Genomic DNA, 22,753 nt, shown 5'->3' with positions numbered 1-22,753 from the left:
TTACGCCTCCTCTTCATTCAGCCATGTCTTGATTACTTTTGAAAAATCATTTGGTCGCTGTTCAAGTAACTTTTTCAATTGTGTCTCAATTGCCGGGTCATTTTCCGTGAAATAGTCCGCATCTGGATCAACAGGTGCTGTAAACAGTGGCTCTTCTTCTGGCTCTTGTTGATTTTGTCTTCTCCGTTTAATCAAGAACCAAGTAAGTCCGCCAAGTACAAGTGCACCAGCAGCAGCCCCAATAATATATAGCCAATTGAATGCCGGACTTGATTCTTTCTCGGTACTCTTAACAAAGGCATGTGGAAAAATGGTGATCCGCTGATCAACCTCTTTTTGACTCAAATCCGGATGACCAAGTGCCGTTCGAACTGTATTAGAAACAATATTTCGGACATTGTCCTGGGTTGCCTTTGATAAGGAATTGGATTTAGACGAGTCAGGTGCAACCCCAACGTTTATGGTAATATCCTCTATTTGATAAGGACTTTGAATAATTTCCTTATTAATACGATTAATTTCATAATTCACGCGATCCGAAGATTCCTCATAATTGCTATCCCCGCCAGAGTCGCTGCCCGTATAACCAGGAACATCGGTGTCCCCTGAACCAACCACTCCGCCCGTACTCCCCCCAGTATTGGTAGAAGTTTTCGAGCTCTTATCAGAGCTAATCACGATTCCCTTATCACTATCACCAACCGGTTTCACTAATTTTTCTTCTGTTTTTACCTTATCAAAGTTTAATTTGACAAAAGAATGAACGAGAACTTTATCCGTTCCAAGAATGGTGCCGAGTAAGTTTTGTAAATTTTGCTGAATATCCCGTTCAATATTTTGTTGGATTTTTCTCTGCTCATCAAATTTGGCTAAGGATTGATCGTCACTATCAGAATCCTGTAGTGCCAACGTCTCACTGTACTGATTCATAATGGTGATATTTTCTACAGGGAGATTCGGTACACTGCGGGAAACCAATGTGTATAGTGCACGAATTTGACCAGAGTTGAGTTTTGCCCCGGGCTCGACCTCCACCATAACGGAAGCACTGGCTTTTTGATCGTCCTCTTGTCGAACAAACACAGAATTTTCCGGTAAAGTCAAAATCACTTCTGCATTTTTAATACCATCGACATTTTTAATGACATTTGCCACTTGATTTTGCATGGCTTCCCGTTCAAGAATATCGTACTGTCGATCTGTGGCACCGAATTGTAGATTTTCGCCAAAAATATCATAATTGATTTTGGTATCTTTTGGATAACCACTTGAAGCGAGGCTCACAATTAAATCTGGAGCTTCCTTTTTGGGAACAAGCAGCATTGTACCTGCATCGGATATTTTATAATCGGTAAATCCCTGTTTGTCGAGTTCCGCCTTGATGTCTCCAATTTCCCGCTGGGTTAGCTGGCCCGTATACAATGGAATATAGTGCGGCCGAGACGCAAAAAAAATGAAGGTCGATAAAGCGATAACAAGAAATAAAAATGCCCCTATAAAAAGCCATTTTTGTTTCTTGCTTCTTGCCCCCCAATATTGGCTGAAGTGCTCTTTTGTTTTTTTGATTTGATCTGTCCATGATCGATTCATTTTTCACCCTGCCCAGCTTTCCATCATTCATTAAATTTGCATACGCATCATTTCTTGGTAAGCCTCTACAGCCTTATCCCTAACATTGACAGTCAGTTCCAAAGCCAGCTTTGCTTTTTGTGATGCGATCATAACATCATGTATATTTTCAACATTCCCGGCAGCCGCTTGCGTTGAAAGATCGGATGCCTGTTTAACAGTTGAGTCAACATTTTCTAAATAGCCCTTTATAACATTGGCAAAGGATGTCTTTGATTGAGTAGGCTCCGTTGTTTTTTGAAACACATTTTGATTCATTTTGATTGCATTTGTGCCAATTTGAGAAATATTCATTTATTCTCCTCCTAACGGCCTATTTCCAAGGCTTTTAACATAATCGATTTCCCGGTGTTAAACGATGTGATATTGGCTTCATAGGCTCTTGAGGTTGCAAGTAAATCGACCATTTCTTTTGATATGTCCACGTTCGGCATGTTGACATATCCCTCGGCATTTGCATCAGGATGTGTAGGGTCATAGACGGTTTTAAAAGGTGTTTGATCACCGACTATACCCGTGACTCTAACACCCTGCGCACCCTGGGTTTGTTTTTGCATTTCACCTTGTAATACCTGATTAAAGCTCTTCTCTCTCGGTGCCATTTCTACCATTTTCCGGCGATAGGGCTCCCATTTTCCATCCACTAATTTACCTCTTGTCGATGAGGCATTTGCAATATTAGAGGAGACAACATCCATCCGCAAGCGCTGTGCTGTTAAGGCGGATGCACTTACATTTAAAGAATTAAACATCTTCCTTAACTCCTTCCTCTAATGGCAATGGATAACTGCTGAAATTCGCTGTTGACTTGTTCGATTAACGTATCATACCACAGGGCATTCTTACCCATATTTGTCATCTCTTCATCCATGTCGACATTGTTCCCGTTATTTTGCATGATGGTGCCAGAATTTTCTACAATTTTCGCAACCGGTACATCACCAGTCCTGCCAATTGGAAAATGTCGTGGATCTGTCCGGTTTCCGGCAAAATTTGTTTGATTGGATAAATGTTGTTTTAAAATATCCTCAAATTGTACCTTTTTGGATTTAAACCCCGGAGTTTCGGCATTCGCTATATTATTTGAAATAACCTGCTGACGTAAACTAGAGGCATTTAAGGCAGATTGAAGAAGGTTGATATTGCCCAAGTGAATTCCCCTCTTTTTCTATTTTGATTGTTTTTGATTATTAAAGTAAATTATTTTCATTCACAAATATACTATAAAAAAGGGACATAAATCTATATCTTTTTTCATTGTCAAAAAGTCCTGTTATTAACATCAAGCTTTTAGAATGTTAAAAAACTTCGTTACACCCTTTACCCAATGATTGTTAAGGCCTGTTGGATCATTTCCTGCACCAACAGGGGCATATTTTGCACCAATTTCAGCTATATTTGATAATCCCTTACCCAAGTAATTTTTACCAATATTCCGTGCCATGTCCATAATACTATCCTCAACAGAAGCGTACGATTTCAGTCCATTTACCCCCATCATACCCGCAATATTATTTTTTACATTGGCTGCACTTGATTTTCCGTTTCCTGTTTCATGGATGGCAATTGCCGAAAGTAATGTCGAATCCACATTAAACAGCTGTCCGGCACGGACAAACACGTCACCCATGCCTTTTAACTTTCCATCCAATACTTGATTCATTTTGTCTGCACTTGTTGGTTGAAAACGCAAGGATGCGGTAGAACTTGAAGATAATTCTTTCATGTCTGGTACGATAGTATCGAAGGGTACGTTCCCCGTATTCATCCCAAAGAAATCGACTGGCAAATTCGGCTGGATGGGCGTTCGTGACTCTGATTGATTGATTAAATTTGTTAATACCGATGCAAAAATATCGCTAAAGTCTGAACCGGATGCCCCCAATTGTGTTGGTAACTTCTGATTCCCTGACAATGTATTCATAACCAAAGCTTTCGTAATCCAATCATTACCTATATTCAACGGTCGTCATCCTTTCCCTTTTTCCATTTATTAGATGATATTCTTGATTATTTTTCCAACATCCTTCACCACTTGATCAGATAGCCTGGATATATAGGTAAGTTTCCCGTCTTCTATGATGGCTTCGACCAAAACAATCGTATTTGGATCTTTTTCCTTCTTCAGGATTAGAATTTGTTTCTCATCAAAGACAACATTTTTTACCATATAATAATCTTCCATGATCGGGTTATCAATCATGATTCTAATGGGCGCCTTAAAGAATGGTGTTTTCTTTTTATATTCCATAAAATGATATAGTTTGCCCTGCTTAGGCTTGTCATGAATAGATTGCTGCCTGCTCATTTATTCTCTTCCTTTTTCTAGTAAAAGTTGTAAAATACAATTTAATCTCTCAAAATATGACAAATAAAAACAAATTCCTCATTTTTTTGACTATTATTATATTATCCTATTTACTAACTTATTGTATATGATAAATTGTTACCTATTTGAAAAAAGAGTAAAAGGATTGTAATAAAAAAAACCAAAAACATATGATTCAGCGGTTTAGTTTGCTGACCACACGTTTTTGGTTTAGTTTTTTGCATCTATGAAAGCACCGTTTGTTTGTTTAAAATAGGGCTGGTACTTTTTAGAAACTTGTTTGTTCACTTTCATTTGGTTGATCTGATTTTGAGTTTTAGTCATATTCTCGTTTATTACCGGAACCATTTCCCCATCAAGTTCAAGCGCAGCTGCTAAGAATCGTTTTGCTTGTGGTGAATAGCGAAATTCTGGTTCGGCGGCTTTCAAGGTATTCACTTTAAGCATGAGTTCGTTCCGCTCATTCAAAAGCGTTTCAAACTCTTCATCTTTACCATCAAGTAAGGCGCTTTTCATGGATACAGTCAGTTCATATATGGATTCCGTTAATTCATTCATCATCATTTCATACCCTAACTGTTTTTTGATTTCATAGCGGTTTGCCACGTTTCTGCTAATTCTACCGCAAAGCCCTCTATTTCTTCAAGGATTTCCACTTGTTTCTTTAAATTAGCTTCAATTAACCGTGTTTTCATGTAATCGTATAAAGAAAGCAAAGAATCGGAAATGGGATAGTCCTTTTTTAGGGAGACCATTAATTCACTAAGAATGTCTTGAGCCCGTAAATTACTGCTATGACACTCTTCCAATTTATGATTGTTTAAGGCCTGTTTTGACAAACGGATAAATTTCACTAATCCTTGATATAACATATATGTTAATTCTTCCGGTTTTGAAGTTGTAACCGCTTGTTTTTGATATGTTTGATATGGGTTTTTCACTGACATAAAAAACTCTCCCTTCAAAATCATGGTTGTTTATTATTTATTATCGGATCTTCAATAAAAAAGTTAAGGAAAATCAGTAATAAAAATGACGAAAGAAAAAAGCTAATCCATGGGAATAACTTTTTTCCTCTCTATAGGTTTTAACTGCCCACCTGAAGGACGATACCAAACCCATCGATGATGTAGTTTAGTCTTTGATTATAGGATTTAAGGTTTTGAATTTTAGCTGCATCACCTAGTTGATTAAAGGCCATAATTTCCTTAGCCAATTTAGCCACTTCTATTTGCAATTCATCATTTCGCTTTCGTTCCCTTATTAGTTGCTGATCCTTCTTCCGTAGCTTTTCTTGTAAGACTTCTTTTTCATTATTGATTTCGGATTTGACTGATTCTAATTGCTGTACGGCATCCTGATTTTGCAATGCCATATTTGTAAGTTGAAATAAACTCCGAAGAAGCTCGTTTAAGTGAATACCAGGAAGTTTTTGAACGTTTGTGATTAATCCGGACAGAATATCTAATAAATCATCATTTTGTACAGAAATTGGTTGGTATACGTTGAGTTCTTGAGGTTTTTCATCGATGAAGTCAATGGCAGCAACCGGAAGTTTTGACTGGGAAATAGTCGTCACTTGCATGACATTTTGATTGCCTGGCTGCGTTTTATTTTGGGCCTTAACCAATGAATAATATTTATAGTTCACTGATTGATAGCCTCGGTCTAAAACTTGAGCCACCTCATCTAACAGCTCGGTAATATTTAGTCCGCCCTCTTCCTGACGATCCGTAATATATTGAAACAAAAAGTCTATTTCAGGTTTAATCCATTTCCGATTTACTTTTTTATGATCCACATCAGAATGACTGGTTTGATCCGCCTTTTTCATTTGGAACATCATTACATAATTAAAATAAACGAACAAAGAGCCGCTTTTTAAGTTGTTTTTTGTCTCCAATTGATCCAAGAACTCTTTTTCCGATTCCCCAATTTGTTGGTTAAGGATTTTTTCTTTCATCTCAAATAGTGCGGTTTTCAAACTCATACTAACACCTCCAGCGTATTTGTATAGTAATCTCATCATCTTTTATTTGATTATCCTGTTATTATGTATGGTAATGTTCATTATATAGTACGAAAGAGATAAAATTTTTTTGGGGGTTAATCCAAAAAATTATTTCTTGCCTATTAAAGATAATTATACAAAATCTGTAAGGATTTGCAAATGATTTACTAGAATTTTTCAAAAATAGTTCATAAAACAGACGAATTGCAACAAAAAATCCTTCAAAATGGTGAAGGATTTTGTTCATTTGAATGAATTGGACTTTCTCTCTGTTAAACGTGCTTGTCTTTGTTTTTCAAAACAATATTGAACAATCTTTGTTTCGTCCTTCCTTTCCAAAACGGTGAACTTTACACCAACCTGTTTTATACCGGTATCTTCCATTTGGATAATTCGTTTGATTACTCCTTTAAACGGAATAGGATTGGTTTCTGGGAGATAGATCATGCCAGTCAGTTGTTCTCCTAATGGAAACGAACATTCACGCGTGAAAGATAGTAACATTCCCCCGGCACTTATGTTGATTGTATTGATCTCCAAATTCGCGATTTTAACCGGTATACTAGTGGGGACGCGGAAATTTTCTCTGCGCTGAATCTTGCTAATTTCTTTTTCCTTCGGTTTTGTAATTCGGTATAAGGGGATATTATCCTTTTTTCTGCCAATAATAGACGCTTCAAATTTATATTTGTTTTCACCGATCATATAGGAGATGGCGAGTCTCGTACCCCTGGGCATCCCAAACATTTTCCCATCCATTGGCTGGCTGATTAGTATTTCATCTTCACTAATTTCCGCCACAATCGAACGGCAGATGGTGCCCTCATTTAAAATATTCATCACAATATTTTGATTCACTTTCGGATACATAACCTCTATAGCACTCCTTCTAATTTCCACCATATTTATCTACTAATTTGAGGGCTAAAAAGAAAGCTCGCCATTGGCGAGCCCCTTTTCCAAAATTAACGCAAGAAATCTACTAAAGAAGGTTGGATAATTCGGGCACCTGCTGCTAAAGCTGCATTCTGTACATTTTCTTGTGCTTTTAAATCAATGATGACTTTAGATAAATCGGCGTCTTCTTCATTAGTTAGTAATTTGGTTGTCGATAATTCCAGTCCATCAATACGCGACATGCTTAATTCCATTCGGTTCATTCGGGCACCTAATTCTGATCTCTCTTTCAAAATATTATCAAGTTGTGTATCTAATTTACCTAAAAGTTCATCATTTTGACCGGCTGGAGAAGTAAATTGATCAACAATATTTGATAGAACCTGAAAGATTCCGCCTTGGCCATCATTATTAAAGATATCTTTCCCAAGGACATTTATTTGAACATTATTGTTATGACCTACCTGTAGTTCCAGTTTTTCACCATTATCATTTCTGAATTCTTTTGGTGAATTCGGCACGTTCGGGTCTACCCGATACGGTGGATTGTTAACATCTGTACCAGCAAAAATATATTTGCCCCCAATTTGGGTATTAGCAATTTCCCCCAGATGCTCTTTTAACTGGTTAATTTCCGCAGCAATTGCCGACTTTGAACTTTCATCATTCGTCCCGTTCAGTCCTTCTACGGTGAGCTCTCTAACCCTATGAAGGATCGTTGTTACCTCATCTAAAGCAGAATCGCCTGACTCCATCCAAGAAAGCCCGTCGCTTGCGTTTCGTTTAAATTGATCAATTTCATTTAAGGATGAACGATAATACATACTCCTTACTGCCGTTACTGGGTCATCCGATGGTTTATTAATCTTTTTCCCGGAGGAAAATTGATCTTGGTATTTCTCCATCGCTTTGTTGCTTTTACTTAAGTTATATAGAAAGTTTTGGTTCAGCATTCCTTGCGTCACACGGTTACTCATCTTAAGAACACCTACAATCCTACCCGGCCCATGCCGTTGATTACTTTATCTAAACATTGATCCATTGCCGTGACCATCCGTGCCGCAGCATTATATGCCTGTTGGTATTTAATCATATTGGCCATCTCTTCATCGAGCGACACTCCGGAAACAGAAAGACGACGATTGTCAACTTGCTGGACAATTACCTCTGAATTGCTCTTCATCCTCTGGGATTCGAGTGAGTCAATCCCTAACTGTCCAATGATATTACGATAAAAGTCATCTGAAGTACTGGTAGTTCCATTAAAATCGAGACTGCCATCAAATTTTATATTTGCAATTGCTTGAGCATTGCCGCCATTACCGATAGAAGAACTCCCATTGGCTTCTTTAGCCGCCGCTGCAATCATATCAAGTGAATTCATAATATCTGGATTAACGACTAAATTTTTGGCATTTGAGCCATTAAAAAAGTTTATCCCGGTAGCAGGTACCATGGTGATCGTCCCATTGTTATTGGAAATGCGCAACCCACTTGAATGAACTTGATTGATTTTTTCAGCGAATGTCTGTGCCAAAAGATCAACTTTCTTCTTCATGTCTGGGATGATTCCACCTGTTGCCGTTCCAAAGGATTCAATACGGCCTGCTAATTCGCCGGATTGTAATTGGATTTCTTTAGCAGGATTTGTAGGACTCTTTATGGTTACGGCCGATACATATTCATTGCCGTCATTATCTTTTTTTATCTCTACGTTTAATTGAGAGGCCGTTTTACCCGATACTAACATTTCGTCGGAAACTGAAATATTCACCATGCCATTATCGGCTTGGGAAACCTTCACATCCACTAGTTTAGATAGCTGGTCTATCAGCACATCACGTTGGTCATACAAATCATTTGGTTCATAGTTATTTGGAACAAGACGAGAAATTTGATCATTCAGGTTACTTATTTGAGTGGCAAGCGAATTGACGGAGCTTGTTTTTGCCTCAATGACTAGCTTCAGATCACTTTGAATAGCATCTAAGGAGTTTGATAGGTAATTAAAGGTTTCAGCCACTGCAACCCCTTTTTGTCTGACAACTGATCTGGCCGAAGCATTATCCGGATTTTTCGCCAGTTCTTCCCAGCCAGCCCAGAATTCATCCATTACATGGGCTAACCCATTATCCGAAGGTTCATTTAGAACCTCTTCCACCTTTGATAAGGTATCGCTTTTGGCTTCCCAGTAGCCTAAATTCTTGTTTTCACCGCGCATTTGCAGATCCAAGTAATCTTCTCGAAGGCGTTCAATCTTGTTTACATCGACACCCGTTCCCAATTGAAAGGACGAGGTTCCGGCAATCGAAATCGGATTTGTTGCCTGCATATCAACGCGCTGCCGGGTATACCCTGTTGTATTTGCATTGGCAATATTGTGGCCAGTAGTAGAAAGCGCCGTTTGCTGGGCAAAAAGCGCTCTCTTTCCAAGCTCAAGGCCATGAAAAGTTGATGTCATATAATCCCCTGCTTTATCTATTAGTAACTATATTTTCGCATCTAAAAAGCTTGTCGTCCTTTTGGCTGCATTCGGACCATAGCCGATTGCCGGTTCGTTCGGAATCAGCATGCCGATCGAATAGTGAATGTAGGAAAGCGATGCTTGAATCAGCTGCTTATTGCTTTCATTCACCTGAGAGATGGCCTCCACTAAACCTCGAAGCTTTTTAGCAATCGATTGTAGTTTAAACTTGGATTCAGCGTCATCCTGGATGTTAATTAACTGTTCCAGTGTGTTTGACTGCCCCGATATTCCCTTTTGAAGCAGATACAGTTGGACCTGTTCTTGTCTTTCTAGTTCAAGCTTTTGAATTTTGTCCGCACATTTATTTTCAAGTTGAATTAAACCGGTAAGTCCTTGGATACTGCCTCCAACAAGAAGATCGCGTTTCTCTTTTACCAAATCAAGCAATTGTGTATGAGTGGCAGCCATGGCCTCCAAAGTCTGAATCAGTTTATCCATTGAATTCATTTTCTCGTCTCCTAGTTTGTTGTGCTTTTCCAAAAATCAAGCATCTTGCTGGCAACTTTGCTGCTATCCACCTGATAGGTTCCAGCGGCAATCTGTGCCTTTAATCCTTGAACCCGATTTTGGCGATCCGTTTGTTCTGACTTCATCGCCTGTGAAATTTCCCGTCCGCGTGATGATATTTCCACATTGGCTGAAGATGATAATTTTTTAGTTGTATCTGTATTTATTTTAGTTGAACGATTCTGTTGTTTTTGATAGGAATATAACCCATAATTCGTATCATTAATTCGCATAACAGTTCCCTCCTAATCCTTATTAGTATTTATCGGAAATTGTTGCTTAGAGTTTAGCAATTTTAAAAAAGAATAATTGATCTTTATATAAAACTCCGTAATTCCATTCGTACTTATTCTATTTTATCAAAATTCCAACCATTTTTCATTATATAATCATCGAACAATTCGTTTGATTGACAATAACTTCTTTCAAACAAAAAAATCCCCAATAGCGGGGATTCTTTTCGACTATTCTATTCGATTTTAAATTTCTTAATTTCTTGATCCAATTTCTCGGATAATTCCTTTAATCCGTTCGCATGCTGGGAGAATGATCTCATGGTAACGGAAATTTCTTCAGTAGAAGCAGAGACTTCTTCCGTAGCAGCGGCGGTTTCCTCTGATACAGCTGTAATGCTATCCATCTCTTGATTTAGTGTTTCTTTGTTTGTTTGACTGTCCTTAACAGACATCTTCACATCCTCAGCCTTTTGTGCCAATTCATGAACGGAAGATAAAATATCGTTAAAAATAGCCTTCGTTTCTGAAACGGCCGTATCTTGTTCAGTTACAGCCTGATTCGTCCGTTCCATCGCCATAACCGCATTCTTCACGACCGCCTTAATGCTGTTGACAATCTTCCTAATTTCATCCGCCGATGCCTTAGATTGTTCAGCAAGCTTTCGTACTTCATTGGCAACAACAGCAAATCCTCTTCCATGTTCCCCTGCCCTCGCTGATTCAATTGAAGCATTTAATGACAGCAGGTTGGTTTGGTCTGTTATTCTTGTAATCACCTCAATAATGGTGTTAATTTCCTCCATCCGAACATCCACGTCTTTTACGATGGCCGCCACTTCATCCGTTGAGAATTTGGTAACAGATGTCTTATCCGTTAAGAACACGACCTTCTCCAATCCCTTACTACTTAATTCCATAGAACGTGTTGAAACGTGATTCATATTTTCAGTTACGAGTGAAATTTCGTCTAATTGCTGTGAAAGTCCCCTCATTTGGTCATAACTTACTTGAATATTTTTAGCTTGGAGCCCTGCCCCTTGTGCAATCTCTTCAATGGCAAGCGCCACTTCGGAAAGTGCAGCATTCGTTTCATTTGTGATCACAGATAGATGTGCAGATGTATCTAATACTGATTTAGAGGTATCACTCACCTCATGGAGCGAGTTCGATAATTGCTCCATCATATGATTAAAGCTCTGTTCCAATTCCTTAAATTCATCATTTGCGTTAATAGAGACACGTGCGGAAAAATCACCATTTGATGCAGTTTCCAATGCTTCTTTCACAGAAAGGATATTCTTCCCAATCCTCTTGCCGAAAACATACGCGCTTAAAGCCGATAATAACCCAAACAAAGCGGTTAAAATCCAGCCCATATTTCTGATTTTGACTGCACTCTCGGTCAGTTCTGTTTGATCCAATGTAGAAACAAATTTCCAGCCGGTCTTGTCATTTGTCAGGAACCTGGAATATTTGTCTACACCGTCTATGGCATATTTGCTTTCACCTTGTTTACTTTGTTTCATGTCTTTCCATAGAGATACCTTTTTGATAGAAGCTGAGCCAATCTTTTTGGCTTCAGGGTGATAAATATATTTGCCTTGTTGGTCAATGATGGTCATATAGCCTTTATTGCCAATTTTAATGTTTTTCATGGATTTTGAAAAATTCGTCATATCTAAATCAATCGCAAGGACACCTGTTACATTTCCTTGATGATCCTTCACGACCTGAGAAATCGTTAAAACTAATTGACCTGTACCTTCATCATGGTAGGGTTCACTATAGTAAATCTTGCCATCCTTTTCAACGGCCTTTAGGTACCAGTCCTTCTCTGTTGGATCATAACCTTCCGGCAGTGGTTCATCTGGAGCACTTATCATATCTTTTTTTGATGAGGCAAAATAAACAAAGGCATATTCATTATTTGTTTTCAACGTTCCATCCAATAATTTGCTTCCATATTCTGCATTCATCGAGTTGGAATAAAACTCGGTAAAGTTTACATTGTGTGACAACAGGCTTAGTTGATTAATAACGCCTTCTAACTTGTAATCTAAACTTGTGCTCACCTGTTCAGTGAGCTGGTGTGTTGATTTTGAGACCTGATCGTCGATAATATTTTGCGTGACTAGATTTGAAATAATCGCGATTGAAATAGTAGGAATGATCGAAACAGCCGTCATCCCGACTATTAACTTCGTCTTCGCACTATTCCATTTGATTTTCGATTCTTTATTCTCTTTCATACGAACCCCCGTGGTCAATTTTACTTTTATCAAACTTCTAATCAAATTTTTGATTCCCTTCTTTATATCGGGAAAAATCAAAATTAGTTTATTGGAATTTTGAGGAAACCTATCGAACTTTGTTCCAAATTTGTGTCAACATTTATTAAAAATAGATGGTTGCCATTCAGAATATGCTCAAAATAATTAAAGCAGCAGAAAGGATGTGGCAATAACCACAAACTTTCTACTGCTTTTGTTGTAAAAGAATTACCCTTTATCGTTGATATTCGTACCCACAAAGTCAATCTCCAGCTGTTGCATCTGCCGGAGATATACTTCGGTTTTTCCTGGGGTATATTCATGAATCGATTGCGACGGTGTCGCCTCGATTTCCGCTCCGCCTCTTTTCCAATCCATATACAGCTCCGTCGGTGTAAACTGAATTTTAACTGAGCCGTAGCTAGGGATAAAGGTGATATTGAAGTTCGTCGGTGGCGGGGTGCTCCTTTGTAAGGCAATTGCTGCAAAGGCATCGGATTTATTTTGGATGGCTGCCATTTGGTCACCTTCTTCAGCAATTTGGCCAATTGCTTCTAAGCAAGCCTGTTTACCATCCTCCGCCCATTCATCCGCTAACACGTTAAGATTTTTAAAACCTAGTTGATTCCAGGCCTCAATTTGATCGATTTCCAAGCGTGCAGCTTTTTTCTCAATTGATAGTTCTGCCGGAATTTGTTTGATCGATAAATTCGCTGGTGCTTGATGAATTTCTTGTACAGGCTGTGTGATCCGCAGCCCAATCTGTGCGTAGGTTTGTTGTAATCGAATTTGTGGGAGCTGCATGGATTCATCACCCTTTTCATGAAGACTAATTATTGTTAAGCTTTTTTGTCCACTAATAGGCCGAGGTAGTCTGTCATTGCGGCATACATGTCTAGTAGTTTCTTAGGCGGAATTTCCTTAATAACCTCATCCGTGGTATCATCGACAATGGCAACATAATATTTCTGTAAACCTTCATGAAATTGGAATTTCAAATGTGTATTGGATTCCTTTAAAAAGTCATTCATCCTTTCAATGACCTTTTCCGTTTTGTCCTTCGCTAATAATTCCTTCTCCGGCTGCTCTTCTCGTTCATTTGTTGCCTCTTTTACTTTCGGTACCTGCTCCACCTGTTTCACCTGAAATTCCACAGCTGGATGATTATTTGACAACTTATCCAACATGTCCATCTCTCCCATATTTTACCCTTTTATATATTCTATCGGCCAAAGGAAGGAAATGTTTAGTGTCATTGATTATTTATGTAAAAATACTTTCCAGACTTGATTTATATCAAGGATTTACGATTTTTCGTTTGTCATACTAGAGATAGTTCAGACATATAGGAGGCTATCACGATGGAACTATTTACCTATGATGATATGAAAAAAATCAATCGAAAAACGCTAGGGAACATGATTCCTTTAGAACTGTTCCGCTCCGTCCGCTTAATTGGCATGTATCAAGGGTTACCGATGAATGGAAAGAATACTACCATTGCCGTTGGCAGAAAAATTGGCCAAAGCCTGCCAGTACATAAGATTGAAGAAGTTCTAGCCCACTTTGAAGAGTTAAAAATCGGAATTCCAACCGTCCTTGAGTCACAAGAAAATGAGGTTTTGGTGAAAATTGATGATTGTTTTTGTAAAGGGCTTCCCCAACATCCTGGAAATAAAGTCTGCGATTTAGAGGGTGCTATACTTGAAGGTGCTATTTCAAGTTTTTATGATGGAAGGGTAACCGTTCAAGAGGAAAAATGTAATGTTAATGGCGATAGCTGCTGCGAGTATCGGATTAAACTGTACTAATACTTAAATGGCTGCAAAAACCGGACAGGAAAGACTGTCCGGTTTTTTGTATACATCCCTTACATTTCCCCAAGGCTGTTTTATGTTCCACGGTATTATTTTAATGAAGCTACTTGTTGATTTACCTTCATAATCGCATTTGAGACCTCGGCAGCCTCTTTTGTTTCGACTTCAATATTCTCATAAAGAGTTTTTGTTTGATGTAGGACGTTACCTGCTTCTAAGGCAATATCCTTTCCATATCTTGCTTGATCATTCGCAGCATAAGATATTTCTTGAACTTTTTCTTTAATACTATTAATATTTCGAACAATTTCATCTGCCGTCAATGCTTGCTCTTTTGTGGCATTGGTTACCGAATTCGATTGATTCGTGACATTTTCTACCGCTGCTACAATGGCATGTCCTCCCTGCGCTTCTTCGGCGGTTGCCAGTTTAATTTGTTGTACTTGACTATGAATATGAAGAATCCCGTTGACAATTTCCTCAGCAGTGATTGCTTCTTCCTTTGTTGAATGGGTCATTTCATTTGCTTGTTTCTTAACATTCTCTACCGCGTTAGTAATAAATCTACTATTCTTTGTCTGTTCCTCTGTTGCTAAGGCAATTTGATTCATTTCATCCGTTACTTGTGTAATTCCTTGTGTAATTTTACCTATCGCTTCACTTGTTTTTTCTGCCAGTTTATTCCCAACCTCTACCTTTGTAGCACCTTCTTGAATCGAGGCCACTGCTACTGCGGTTTCATCTTGGATACCTTTTATTAAGGAGCTAATTTCTTTCGTTGCCGAAGCCGATTGCTCTGCGAGTTTGCGAACTTCATCAGCCACTACAGCAAATCCTTTGCCATGCTCCCCAGCACGTGCTGCCTCAATCGCAGCATTTAAGGCTAAAAGATTGGTTTGTCCAGCAATATTCTCGATCACGACAATGATTCGACCAATTTCTTCAGAACTTTTCCCCAGTCCATTCATGACCTGGCTTGCTCCTGTTATCACATGTGAAATTTCCTTCATCCCATTTAGCGTTTCATTCAATGAATCGGTCCCTTCTAGGGCATCATTCTTCACGGCATTACTTAATTCATTAACGGTTTGCGCACTAGCGGCAACATTTTTGATCGAAACAATCATTTCTTCCACTGTTTCAGCAGTTTGTTCAGAAGTTTGAGTCAAATTTATTGCTCGAGAGTTCACACCATTTATCGACTTGCTCAATTCTTCAATGGCGGCGGAGATTTGTTCTACACCTGCACCCATATTCTCCGTGTTACCCGCTACTTGCTCGATAGAAGCCATCATTTCTTGAATCGCTGAGGAGGTTTCTTCAGCTGAAGCAGCTAATTGGTCGGCACTTTCGGCGACAATGTTTATCGATGCTCCCATTTCTTCTATTGCCGCCGAGACTTCATCAACACTTGAAGTAGCAATATTGGTGTTTCCTGCTACCTGTTGGATCGAAACGACCAATTCATTTATCGAATCATTCGCTTTATTCATAGAATCATCTAATACCTGGGCACTGGTTGCTGATTGATCAATCGATTTTTTTATTTCAGTCACAGACTGAGTTGTTACCGCAACATTTTTCACTACACCATTTACAGCCCGACTAATGACTTTGTTTATAAAAAATGAGACGATGATGCCAAAAAGAACCGCGATAACTGAAATAAGCAAGATTTCTTTCGTAAATTGCGATGCACTTTGTTCAGAATCTTCGATTGAATGATGTGTATACTTATGGGCATTTTGTGTAAATTCATTTAAAGAAATAACCGTCTTTTCTCCAAGTGCTGCCAATTCATCCAGCTTTGGATGGACTTTGTCATAATCGTTCCCACTAGATACCTGGTAGAAAGATGGCAGCATAGCAACATATTGTTCGAAATTATCACTAAACTCTTTTAATAAAATTTTATTTTCTTTTGGCAGGTTTAATTTATTTACTTCCTTAATATTCCCTCTAACATTGCTTATTTCATCATTCACTACCGTTGCCATTTTTTCTTTATCAGCTGGCGATTGCTCATATGCATGTTTTTCAACGTAAAGACGTATCCGTGTAAAATCTTCTTTTAATTCTCCAATAAACTCTGTCTTTGGCACTTGAGTTTTACCGATAAAATGCACATTATCCTTTAGGTGATTTAAATTTTTATAGGATACAAATGATATAAAAACTAAAAGTAAAAGAATGACTGTAAAACTACCCCATAGTTTTGCCTTCATTGATAGGTTCTTCAACATGATGGACTCCCCTTTGAAAATTCCTGCTATTTAACAAAAAACAGACAACCCGATACTAATTCAAAAATGGTTTGGGTTTATCGATCAAGTATCCCTGACACATTTGAACACCCAAATATTTTGCTGCTGCCAAATCTGTCTCTAGTTCTATGCCTTCAAGGATTACTTTTGATTTTGTCCCGTTTGCATAGGTTAAGAGCGACTGGATCATTTTCTGTTTTGATGGTGACATGGAAAGATTATCTGAAAAATATCGATCCAATTTTAAATAATTGGGTTGAATCTCAATAATCATACTAAGTGATGACCACCCTTTACCAATATCATCGATCGCAATTTGAAATCCCGATTCTTTTAAATATTTGATTCGTTCCTTTAATAAGGCGAAATGAACAACCCTTTCCGATTCAATTATTTCAAACGTTATTTTATGAATTAGGTTAGCCGAGATAAGGCTCACGATTGTTTTAATCAGTAAAGGGAAATCTGGATGCATAATGGTGGAAGGGTATACATTAATAAATAAGCATTCCTTTAATTCGCTTCCATTTATGTACGTATGAAATAATTTTAACAAAGATTTTTTTTCTAGTTCAAAAAGACGATTTGCCATTTTTGCTTCTTGAAAGATTACCTCTGGGCTGCCATAGTCTGATCGTAGAAGAATCTCGGAACCGATCTTTTCCCAGTCTCCTAGATTATAGATTCCTTGCGAATAATGGGTAAACTCCTCCTGGTCAATGATTTTGTGAATGGATTTAGTTTCTATCATTTTTGCCCCTTCCTCTTAACTGGTAGAGTTGCTTGTGATTTTTTCTCCCTTCTTTCATCATCTTTATCGCTTCGTATACTCTACATGCGATGTTGTCTAACCTATCAGGTAACCCATTATCAGGGATTCTTCATGATACAAAGGGGATCTCTACTCCATCATAAAATTTACTCTTTTTTGATGGATTTTTATGTGACCTTTACCACACTTCTCCATCTTTTTGTCGAAAATTGTCAATTTTTGATGCCTTTTATTCAAAAATAGCCTGTAAAAATAGGCAATAATCTACCTTCTCGCGATGTAAAACCACCCCTAAATGGAAATTGTGTCGTAATTGTGACAATTTAACATTCAGCTGTAATGTTGTTATGATGGTGTAAATATCGGCCTGCAGCTTCCGGGCTTAGTGGTTTACTATAATAAAACCCTTGGATACTGTCGCAATGTAAGCTTTGCATATACCTCAGCTGCTCCTCTGTTTCAACCCCCTCTGCCACCACTTCCATATTTAGAGCATGTGCTAAATTGGCTATAGCATTTGTTAAAACCTTACTACTCGGATTGGTGTCTATATCAAAGATAAAGGATCTGTCTATTTTCAAGGTATTTAGTGGGAGCTTCTGTAAATATTGCAAAGAAGAATACCCTTTTCCAAAATCATCTATTGCAATGTGCACACCGATGTCTTTCAGATTGTTTAGGATATCTGATGCAAAATCAATGTCATACATCATCATATTTTCGGTAATTTCAATTTCTAAACAGTTGGCAGGAAGCCAAAATTCTTCGAGCACCTGCTGAATTTTATCCACAAGATCATGTTGTAAAAATTGCTTGGCCGATAAATTAACAGCTACTTTGATATTTTGTATCCCCGCATCTAGCCACTTTCTTATTTGTCGACAAGCATTCCGAATGACCCAATCCCCGATAGGTAAAATTAAACCCGTTTCCTCCGCGATGGGAATAAACTCAGCGGGTGGAATATCACCAATTTCGGGATGCGTCCATCTTAATAACGCTTCCATTCCAACAATCTTTTGTTCCGTTAAATGTATTTGCGGCTGAAAATGTAAAGTCAATTCCTCATTTGCTAAAGCACTGTACAAACTATTTTCGATCATTAATTTTTCAAATGAGCCCGCAGCAATTTCGACGCTGGCTTTTTCAATTTCTTTTCGCCCGTTTCTTTTTGCTCGATACATGGCCATGTCCGCATTTGTAATGAGTGTTTCAATTTCATCCCCGTCATATGGATACAGACTAATCCCAATGCTTGGATTCATATAAATTTCAGTTTCCTTTAATTGAAAGGGCATACGAAAGGCACGCAATATTTCCATAGCCTTTCTATCGATATCCTCTTCACGCTGTAAATCGGTTAGCAAAATAATAAATTCATCCCCACCCATTCTGGCCACCATATTTCCTAAACCAGAACATTTCTTCAACCTTTGTGATACTTGTTTAAGGAGTATATCACCGTATGTATGACCTAATGTGTCATTGATGAACTTGAATCGGTCCAGGTCAATATACAATACTGCTAACAGATTATTCATTTCGTTAGCAAGGTGAATGGCCCTTTGTAAATGCTTTGTAAACAGATAACGATTCGGGAGATTGGTTAAGGGATCCAGCCCATTCATTTTGATATCTGTCAAAATCAAACCAATTTGATTATGGTCATCAAGAAAACTGGCTTCGACCCAATATGAAATTTCTTCCCCTTTCTTCGTTTTAAGGGATGCTTGCCCATGTTTGTTGGTCAGGATTGAATCAATGTCACTAATAAAGTGATCCGTGCTTACCCCCATTAACTCTTCATGAAAATAGCCGCTTTTCTCAACAAATGCATCATTTGCAAAGGTAATCTCTCCCTTACAATTAATAATAATCATCATTGTTCGAAATTGTTGTAGAATTGTTGTATCCATATTCATTCCCTTTCAAAAAACAGACTAAGTAAAGGGTACCTTTATTTAAAACTAAAAACCTTGACTGAAATCAAGGTTTTGGAGTTTTGCATCGCCATAATAATATTGTACAAACAAAAAAGGAAGAAAACATCAATGGCATTATATACATATGTAGAAATTTTTATCATGGGAGCAGCGGTTGATTATCCATTCTTTCATCCTCACACTTTCAAAACGATACTACCGCCCAAATGGGGCTGAGAGGCATGGTAGGTGGCGGTGGTTGCATCAGACGTACTCATTAACTCCTGAATAGCACCACCTTGTTGTTCTACATTTCCTATTGCCATCTTCATAACTGACATGGAAGCTTCCTGCTGAACTTTACCTTGACTTAATACCATTGAGATTAATGAGATATCCAAGAAAACATCACCTTTCTACTATATTAATTAACATAAGAATGTAACTATTTTTCTAAAAAATTCACTTCCCTACGATTTATGAAAATACATTTAAAAGTTATGTACCTCCTATAATTAATTTGTTTTTTATTTCTTACTTCCAGGTTCTCCGTTCATTTTATAAGATATATCTTCAACTTTTTGAGACATCACTTCAACCTTTTTTGATAATCCATCTATTTTTTGAGATGTATCTTCTAAAGATTTAGCTGCCTTTTCCATAAACGGGAGTGTCACTTTCTTTACTAATACAATTAATAGCGTCAATGCAGCAAAGAAAAGTTTAAATAGTGCACTTGAAATTTCCCATAAAACAATACTAAATAATTCTATCATGCTCAAAACAAGCTTTAGAAACCGGGAGTTAGAATTAGCTGTTTTTGCAGTACTTAATCCAATTAAAAAAGACGGGAATAAGTTTGGTAAATATTTATCTATAGTCCCTATTAGAGAAACTATTGCGAAAAATAAAAATATTATTAGTCTTAAATGATTTAATACTGAAATTAAGACTTCAACTTTACTCTCTGTTGAATTTATAGAAAAAATAAACATAAAAATTGTACCTACCTATGTTCTAATTATAGGATTACTTTACCACTAAAAAAAGTTTTCCAAATAACAAGAAGCCAGTTATTACCCTGGCTCCTTTTGTAAAAAATATTAACGAAGAAGTTGTAGAACTCCTTGTGGTTGTTGGTTGGCTTGCTTTGCCGCTATGCCTTTCGGTCACAGAAAAGACTATATCTTCATCCATGGTTTTCATGGAGCTGGGCACTTCGAACAGCTTTTGCTGCCCTACGAGATTCATAGCCATAGCCTTTCCGCCTTAGACCGTGTTCTCTAGTCGTTGAACCTTCTCCAAAGTTTCCTCACAGGAGCTTGGCTGCTGATTATCCATTGTTCATCTTCATCATTTTCACACCTTCACGTTTACCGTTTCCAGTTACGTTGTGGCTGATGAGGCTTTAGGAAGTTCCAGCAATTCACCCAGTTATCCTCTAGCTCGTTACCAAGCTAGACGCCCTTCAAATCATTATCTCAAAAGTTGTAATACTCCTTGAGGCATCTGATTAGATTGAGCCAACATTGCTTGTGCTGCTTGAGAAAGAATAGAGTTCTTAGTTTGGTTCATCATTTCTTTCGCCATCGTGCGAACATTTACTTTCATAAATGACTAGACTATATCTTCACCCTCTAGCAATCTAGTAGGGGTCGGGCACTTCGGATTCACAACGCTGATGACCATTGTTTCACCTATGGATTTCATCATCATAGCTTTCGCCTTAGATGGTCTATCCTAGTCGTTGAACCTTCTCCATCCTTTCGGAACAGGAGCTTGGCTGCTGATTGCCCAATCTTTTCTTTTATCAAACCATCACGCTTGTCGTTTTCAACTACGTTGTGGTAAGAAAAGCTCTAAGGGTTTTCCAGCAATTCACCCGATAATGATCTCTAGCCGTTACCAGCTAGGACGACTGTGCTTGTCACTGCTTAGGCAGCTAAAGCATAATCTACGTCTCGGATACGAGATTCCGCAGCAGTTAAGTTTTCAGAAGAAGTTCCTAAATTGTTAATCGAGTGATCTAATCGGTTTTGGAATGCACCGAGTTTTGAACGTTCTGCGGAAACTTTATCTAATGCATTTTGAATAACAGTTGTTGCAGTTTCAGCACCTTGCTGAGTAGAGAGATCTACCGAAGATAATGCCAGTGACTGAACACTCATTTCATTAATATCTACCTTCATTGTTTGATCTTGATTAGCACCAATATGGAATGATAGAGAACCATCATCTTTAATATCTTTTGCTGTTTGAGTTTCTTTATATGAACTTAATTTATTTGTAAAATTATCTGCTACTTCTGTTTTATCTGTTGAAGATTTTTGTACAGAAAGATTCAAGTTAGATATTTCGAAAGATTCACCTAATTGACCAGTAATTTGTAATTTATTATTACTAATAGAAACTTGTGCAGTTCCACCGATAGTATCACGAATAGATGTTGCTAAATCATCTAAATCTGTGGTGCTAGTTACAGCCAATGATGCGGTTTTTTCTTTACCACCAACAATAACACTAACATTAATTTGATTGCCTGCTTTAATCCCAAGGTTATTTCCATTAGAATCAGCTAAGGAAACTAAGGTCGTTGAACCTGTTGAGGTATTTGCTGATGCAGTTCCGTTTGCAGCAACTGGTGTACCATAGTTAATGGTGCTTGCTACTAAAGCATCTTTTGTTCCCGCAGTAATTGCCACACTACTACTTGCACCAGTTGTTGCCGATACGAATGAAAGTTTTCCGTCTGATGTTAACTCAGCGGTTACTTTTCCCGCCAATGCACCTGTTTTCCCAATTTGATCATTTATTTCATCTACTAACCCTTGAGCTGTATATGTGCCTGCTGATAATGTAATTTCGTTTGCTCCGGCACCATCCACATTAATATTTAACTGGTCATTTGTTCCAGTTGTAATTGTAGTACTAGCTGCAAGTGCATTTGCTCCAATAGAAGTACCCTGTGTAGCAGAAGTTTTTAAAGCTACTGAGTCTAACTTTGTTGCTTTAGCTGTTGCACTTCCTGCCTCTAAATCACCATTTAGTAATTTCTTTGTGTTAAATTCTGTTGTACCAGAGATTCTATCAATTTCATCCTTCAATTGAGAAACCTCTTTTTGAATTTCTGTACGGTCTGAATCTGTAGAGGTATCATTCGATCCTTGAACTGCTAATTCACGCATACGTTGTAATATATCTTGAGTTTCATTTAAGGCACCCTCGGCCGTTTGCAATAAACTCACACCGTCCTGTGCATTCTTAGAAGCCATATCTAGTCCGCGAATCTGTCCACGCATTTTTTCAGAAATTGCTAAGCCTGCAGCATCATCTGCAGCACTATTTATCCTTAGTCCTGAAGATAGTTTTTGCATTGATTTTTGTTGTGCATTCGATGCAGCGTTTAACTTATTGTAAGTGTTAAGTGCTGCAATATTGTGATTAATTTGCATTTGTGAAAACCTCCTAGTTATTGTTTAATTATTTTGTTTTGCAGAAGTTTTTTCCGCAAAGTTTATATAATAATTCCCGGATGGGTTTATTATCAAAATGAATTTGCTAAGAAACTATTA

General features: G+C 37.9%; 26 protein-coding genes. 1 reads left to right on the top strand and 25 read right to left on the bottom strand.

The window, feature by feature from the left end; all coding sequences use genetic code 11:
• The 17 genes from fliF to flaG form a co-directional block, all read right to left on the bottom strand.
• On the bottom strand, nt 1-1,590 hold the full coding sequence (fliF, locus tag RCG19_RS19750) for a flagellar basal-body MS-ring/collar protein FliF (protein ID WP_308108517.1): 1,590 nt from the start codon (nt 1,588-1,590) through the stop codon (nt 1-3).
• Nucleotides 1,591-1,620: 30 nt separating this feature from the next.
• Entirely contained in the window at nt 1,621-1,923 is a 303-nt protein-coding gene (fliE, locus tag RCG19_RS19745; RefSeq protein ID WP_166245310.1) for a flagellar hook-basal body complex protein FliE, read from the bottom strand.
• Nucleotides 1,924-1,934: 11 nt separating this feature from the next.
• Nucleotides 1,935-2,381 (bottom strand): flagellar basal body rod protein FlgC, encoded by a 447-nt coding sequence (gene flgC, locus RCG19_RS19740; protein WP_166245308.1) that lies wholly within the window; start codon nt 2,379-2,381, stop codon nt 1,935-1,937.
• Between the two features lie 5 nt (nt 2,382-2,386).
• On the bottom strand, nt 2,387-2,779 hold the full coding sequence (gene flgB, locus RCG19_RS19735; protein WP_308108516.1) for a flagellar basal body rod protein FlgB: 393 nt from the start codon (nt 2,777-2,779) through the stop codon (nt 2,387-2,389).
• Between the two features lie 132 nt (nt 2,780-2,911).
• Nucleotides 2,912-3,592 (bottom strand): glucosaminidase domain-containing protein, encoded by a 681-nt coding sequence (locus tag RCG19_RS19730; protein WP_308108515.1) that lies wholly within the window; start codon nt 3,590-3,592, stop codon nt 2,912-2,914.
• A gap of 30 nt (nt 3,593-3,622) precedes the next feature.
• The gene (locus RCG19_RS19725; RefSeq protein WP_308108514.1) at nt 3,623-3,937 is read right to left on the bottom strand and encodes a hypothetical protein; all 315 of its coding nucleotides are present in this window, start codon (nt 3,935-3,937) and stop codon (nt 3,623-3,625) included.
• Between the two features lie 231 nt (nt 3,938-4,168).
• Nucleotides 4,169-4,564: a flagellar protein FliT gene (locus RCG19_RS19720; RefSeq protein ID WP_308108513.1), complete on the bottom strand. Its 396-nt coding sequence runs from the start codon at nt 4,562-4,564 to the stop codon at nt 4,169-4,171.
• A complete protein-coding gene (fliS, locus tag RCG19_RS19715) occupies nt 4,531-4,905 on the bottom strand; it encodes a flagellar export chaperone FliS (RefSeq protein WP_166246669.1) in 375 nt (124 codons plus the stop codon). The genes RCG19_RS19720 and fliS overlap by 34 nt, the downstream gene beginning before the upstream one ends.
• Before the next feature lie 140 nt (nt 4,906-5,045).
• Complete coding sequence (locus RCG19_RS19710; RefSeq protein ID WP_308108511.1) at nt 5,046-5,948, bottom strand: hypothetical protein; 903 nt, start codon at nt 5,946-5,948, stop codon at nt 5,046-5,048.
• A 264-nt stretch (nt 5,949-6,212) separates the two neighbouring features.
• Entirely contained in the window at nt 6,213-6,839 is a 627-nt protein-coding gene (locus RCG19_RS19705) for a flagellar brake protein (protein WP_308108510.1), read from the bottom strand.
• A gap of 95 nt (nt 6,840-6,934) precedes the next feature.
• Entirely contained in the window at nt 6,935-7,843 is a 909-nt protein-coding gene (gene flgL / locus RCG19_RS19700) for a flagellar hook-associated protein FlgL (protein WP_308108509.1), read from the bottom strand.
• Between the two features lie 11 nt (nt 7,844-7,854).
• Nucleotides 7,855-9,327, bottom strand: coding sequence for a flagellar hook-associated protein FlgK (flgK, locus tag RCG19_RS19695; protein WP_308108508.1), 1,473 nt, complete (start codon nt 9,325-9,327; stop codon nt 7,855-7,857).
• 27 nt (nt 9,328-9,354) lie between these two features.
• Entirely contained in the window at nt 9,355-9,840 is a 486-nt protein-coding gene (locus RCG19_RS19690) for a flagellar protein FlgN (protein WP_308108507.1), read from the bottom strand.
• An 11-nt stretch (nt 9,841-9,851) separates the two neighbouring features.
• Nucleotides 9,852-10,133, bottom strand: a complete 282-nt coding sequence (flgM, locus tag RCG19_RS19685) for a flagellar biosynthesis anti-sigma factor FlgM (protein WP_308108506.1) — start codon at nt 10,131-10,133, stop codon at nt 9,852-9,854.
• A gap of 236 nt (nt 10,134-10,369) precedes the next feature.
• On the bottom strand, nt 10,370-12,385 hold the full coding sequence (locus tag RCG19_RS19680) for a methyl-accepting chemotaxis protein (RefSeq protein ID WP_308108505.1): 2,016 nt from the start codon (nt 12,383-12,385) through the stop codon (nt 10,370-10,372).
• 249 nt (nt 12,386-12,634) lie between these two features.
• Nucleotides 12,635-13,210: a DUF6470 family protein gene (locus RCG19_RS19675; RefSeq protein WP_308108504.1), complete on the bottom strand. Its 576-nt coding sequence runs from the start codon at nt 13,208-13,210 to the stop codon at nt 12,635-12,637.
• A 35-nt stretch (nt 13,211-13,245) separates the two neighbouring features.
• On the bottom strand, nt 13,246-13,593 hold the full coding sequence (flaG, locus tag RCG19_RS19670) for a flagellar protein FlaG (protein WP_308108503.1): 348 nt from the start codon (nt 13,591-13,593) through the stop codon (nt 13,246-13,248).
• 174 nt (nt 13,594-13,767) lie between these two features.
• Between flaG and RCG19_RS19665 the strand changes: the two genes are divergently transcribed.
• Nucleotides 13,768-14,217 (top strand): 4-vinyl reductase, encoded by a 450-nt coding sequence (locus RCG19_RS19665; RefSeq protein WP_308108502.1) that lies wholly within the window; start codon nt 13,768-13,770, stop codon nt 14,215-14,217.
• 95 nt (nt 14,218-14,312) lie between these two features.
• Here the strand turns inward: RCG19_RS19665 and RCG19_RS19660 are convergent, their stop codons facing one another.
• From RCG19_RS19660 to RCG19_RS19625, 8 genes are all read right to left on the bottom strand, one after another.
• Nucleotides 14,313-16,466, bottom strand: a complete 2,154-nt coding sequence (locus RCG19_RS19660; protein ID WP_308108501.1) for a HAMP domain-containing methyl-accepting chemotaxis protein — start codon at nt 16,464-16,466, stop codon at nt 14,313-14,315.
• Nucleotides 16,467-16,521: 55 nt separating this feature from the next.
• Nucleotides 16,522-17,238: an EAL domain-containing protein gene (locus RCG19_RS19655; protein ID WP_308108500.1), complete on the bottom strand. Its 717-nt coding sequence runs from the start codon at nt 17,236-17,238 to the stop codon at nt 16,522-16,524.
• A 344-nt stretch (nt 17,239-17,582) separates the two neighbouring features.
• Entirely contained in the window at nt 17,583-19,175 is a 1,593-nt protein-coding gene (locus tag RCG19_RS19650; protein WP_308108499.1) for a sensor domain-containing protein, read from the bottom strand.
• A gap of 203 nt (nt 19,176-19,378) precedes the next feature.
• Complete coding sequence (locus RCG19_RS19645) at nt 19,379-19,582, bottom strand: YjfB family protein (RefSeq protein WP_308108498.1); 204 nt, start codon at nt 19,580-19,582, stop codon at nt 19,379-19,381.
• A 126-nt stretch (nt 19,583-19,708) separates the two neighbouring features.
• Nucleotides 19,709-20,176, bottom strand: a complete 468-nt coding sequence (locus tag RCG19_RS19640) for a hypothetical protein (protein WP_308108497.1) — start codon at nt 20,174-20,176, stop codon at nt 19,709-19,711.
• A 34-nt stretch (nt 20,177-20,210) separates the two neighbouring features.
• Nucleotides 20,211-20,438: a hypothetical protein gene (locus RCG19_RS19635; protein WP_308108496.1), complete on the bottom strand. Its 228-nt coding sequence runs from the start codon at nt 20,436-20,438 to the stop codon at nt 20,211-20,213.
• 219 nt (nt 20,439-20,657) lie between these two features.
• Nucleotides 20,658-20,759 carry a flagellin gene (locus RCG19_RS19630; RefSeq protein WP_309599050.1) on the bottom strand — a complete coding sequence of 34 codons (102 nt, stop codon included), beginning with the start codon at nt 20,757-20,759 and terminating at the stop codon, nt 20,658-20,660.
• 356 nt (nt 20,760-21,115) lie between these two features.
• Nucleotides 21,116-22,633: a flagellin N-terminal helical domain-containing protein gene (locus RCG19_RS19625; protein WP_308108495.1), complete on the bottom strand. Its 1,518-nt coding sequence runs from the start codon at nt 22,631-22,633 to the stop codon at nt 21,116-21,118.
• Between the last annotated feature and the right edge of the window lie 120 nt (nt 22,634-22,753).

It is taken from the genome of Neobacillus sp. OS1-2, assembly GCF_030915505.1.
Taxonomy (GTDB): Bacteria; Bacillota; Bacilli; order Bacillales; family Cytobacillaceae; genus Neobacillus.
Note: the sequence above shows the minus strand (reverse complement) of the source record. Positions and strands in the feature narration are given on the sequence as shown.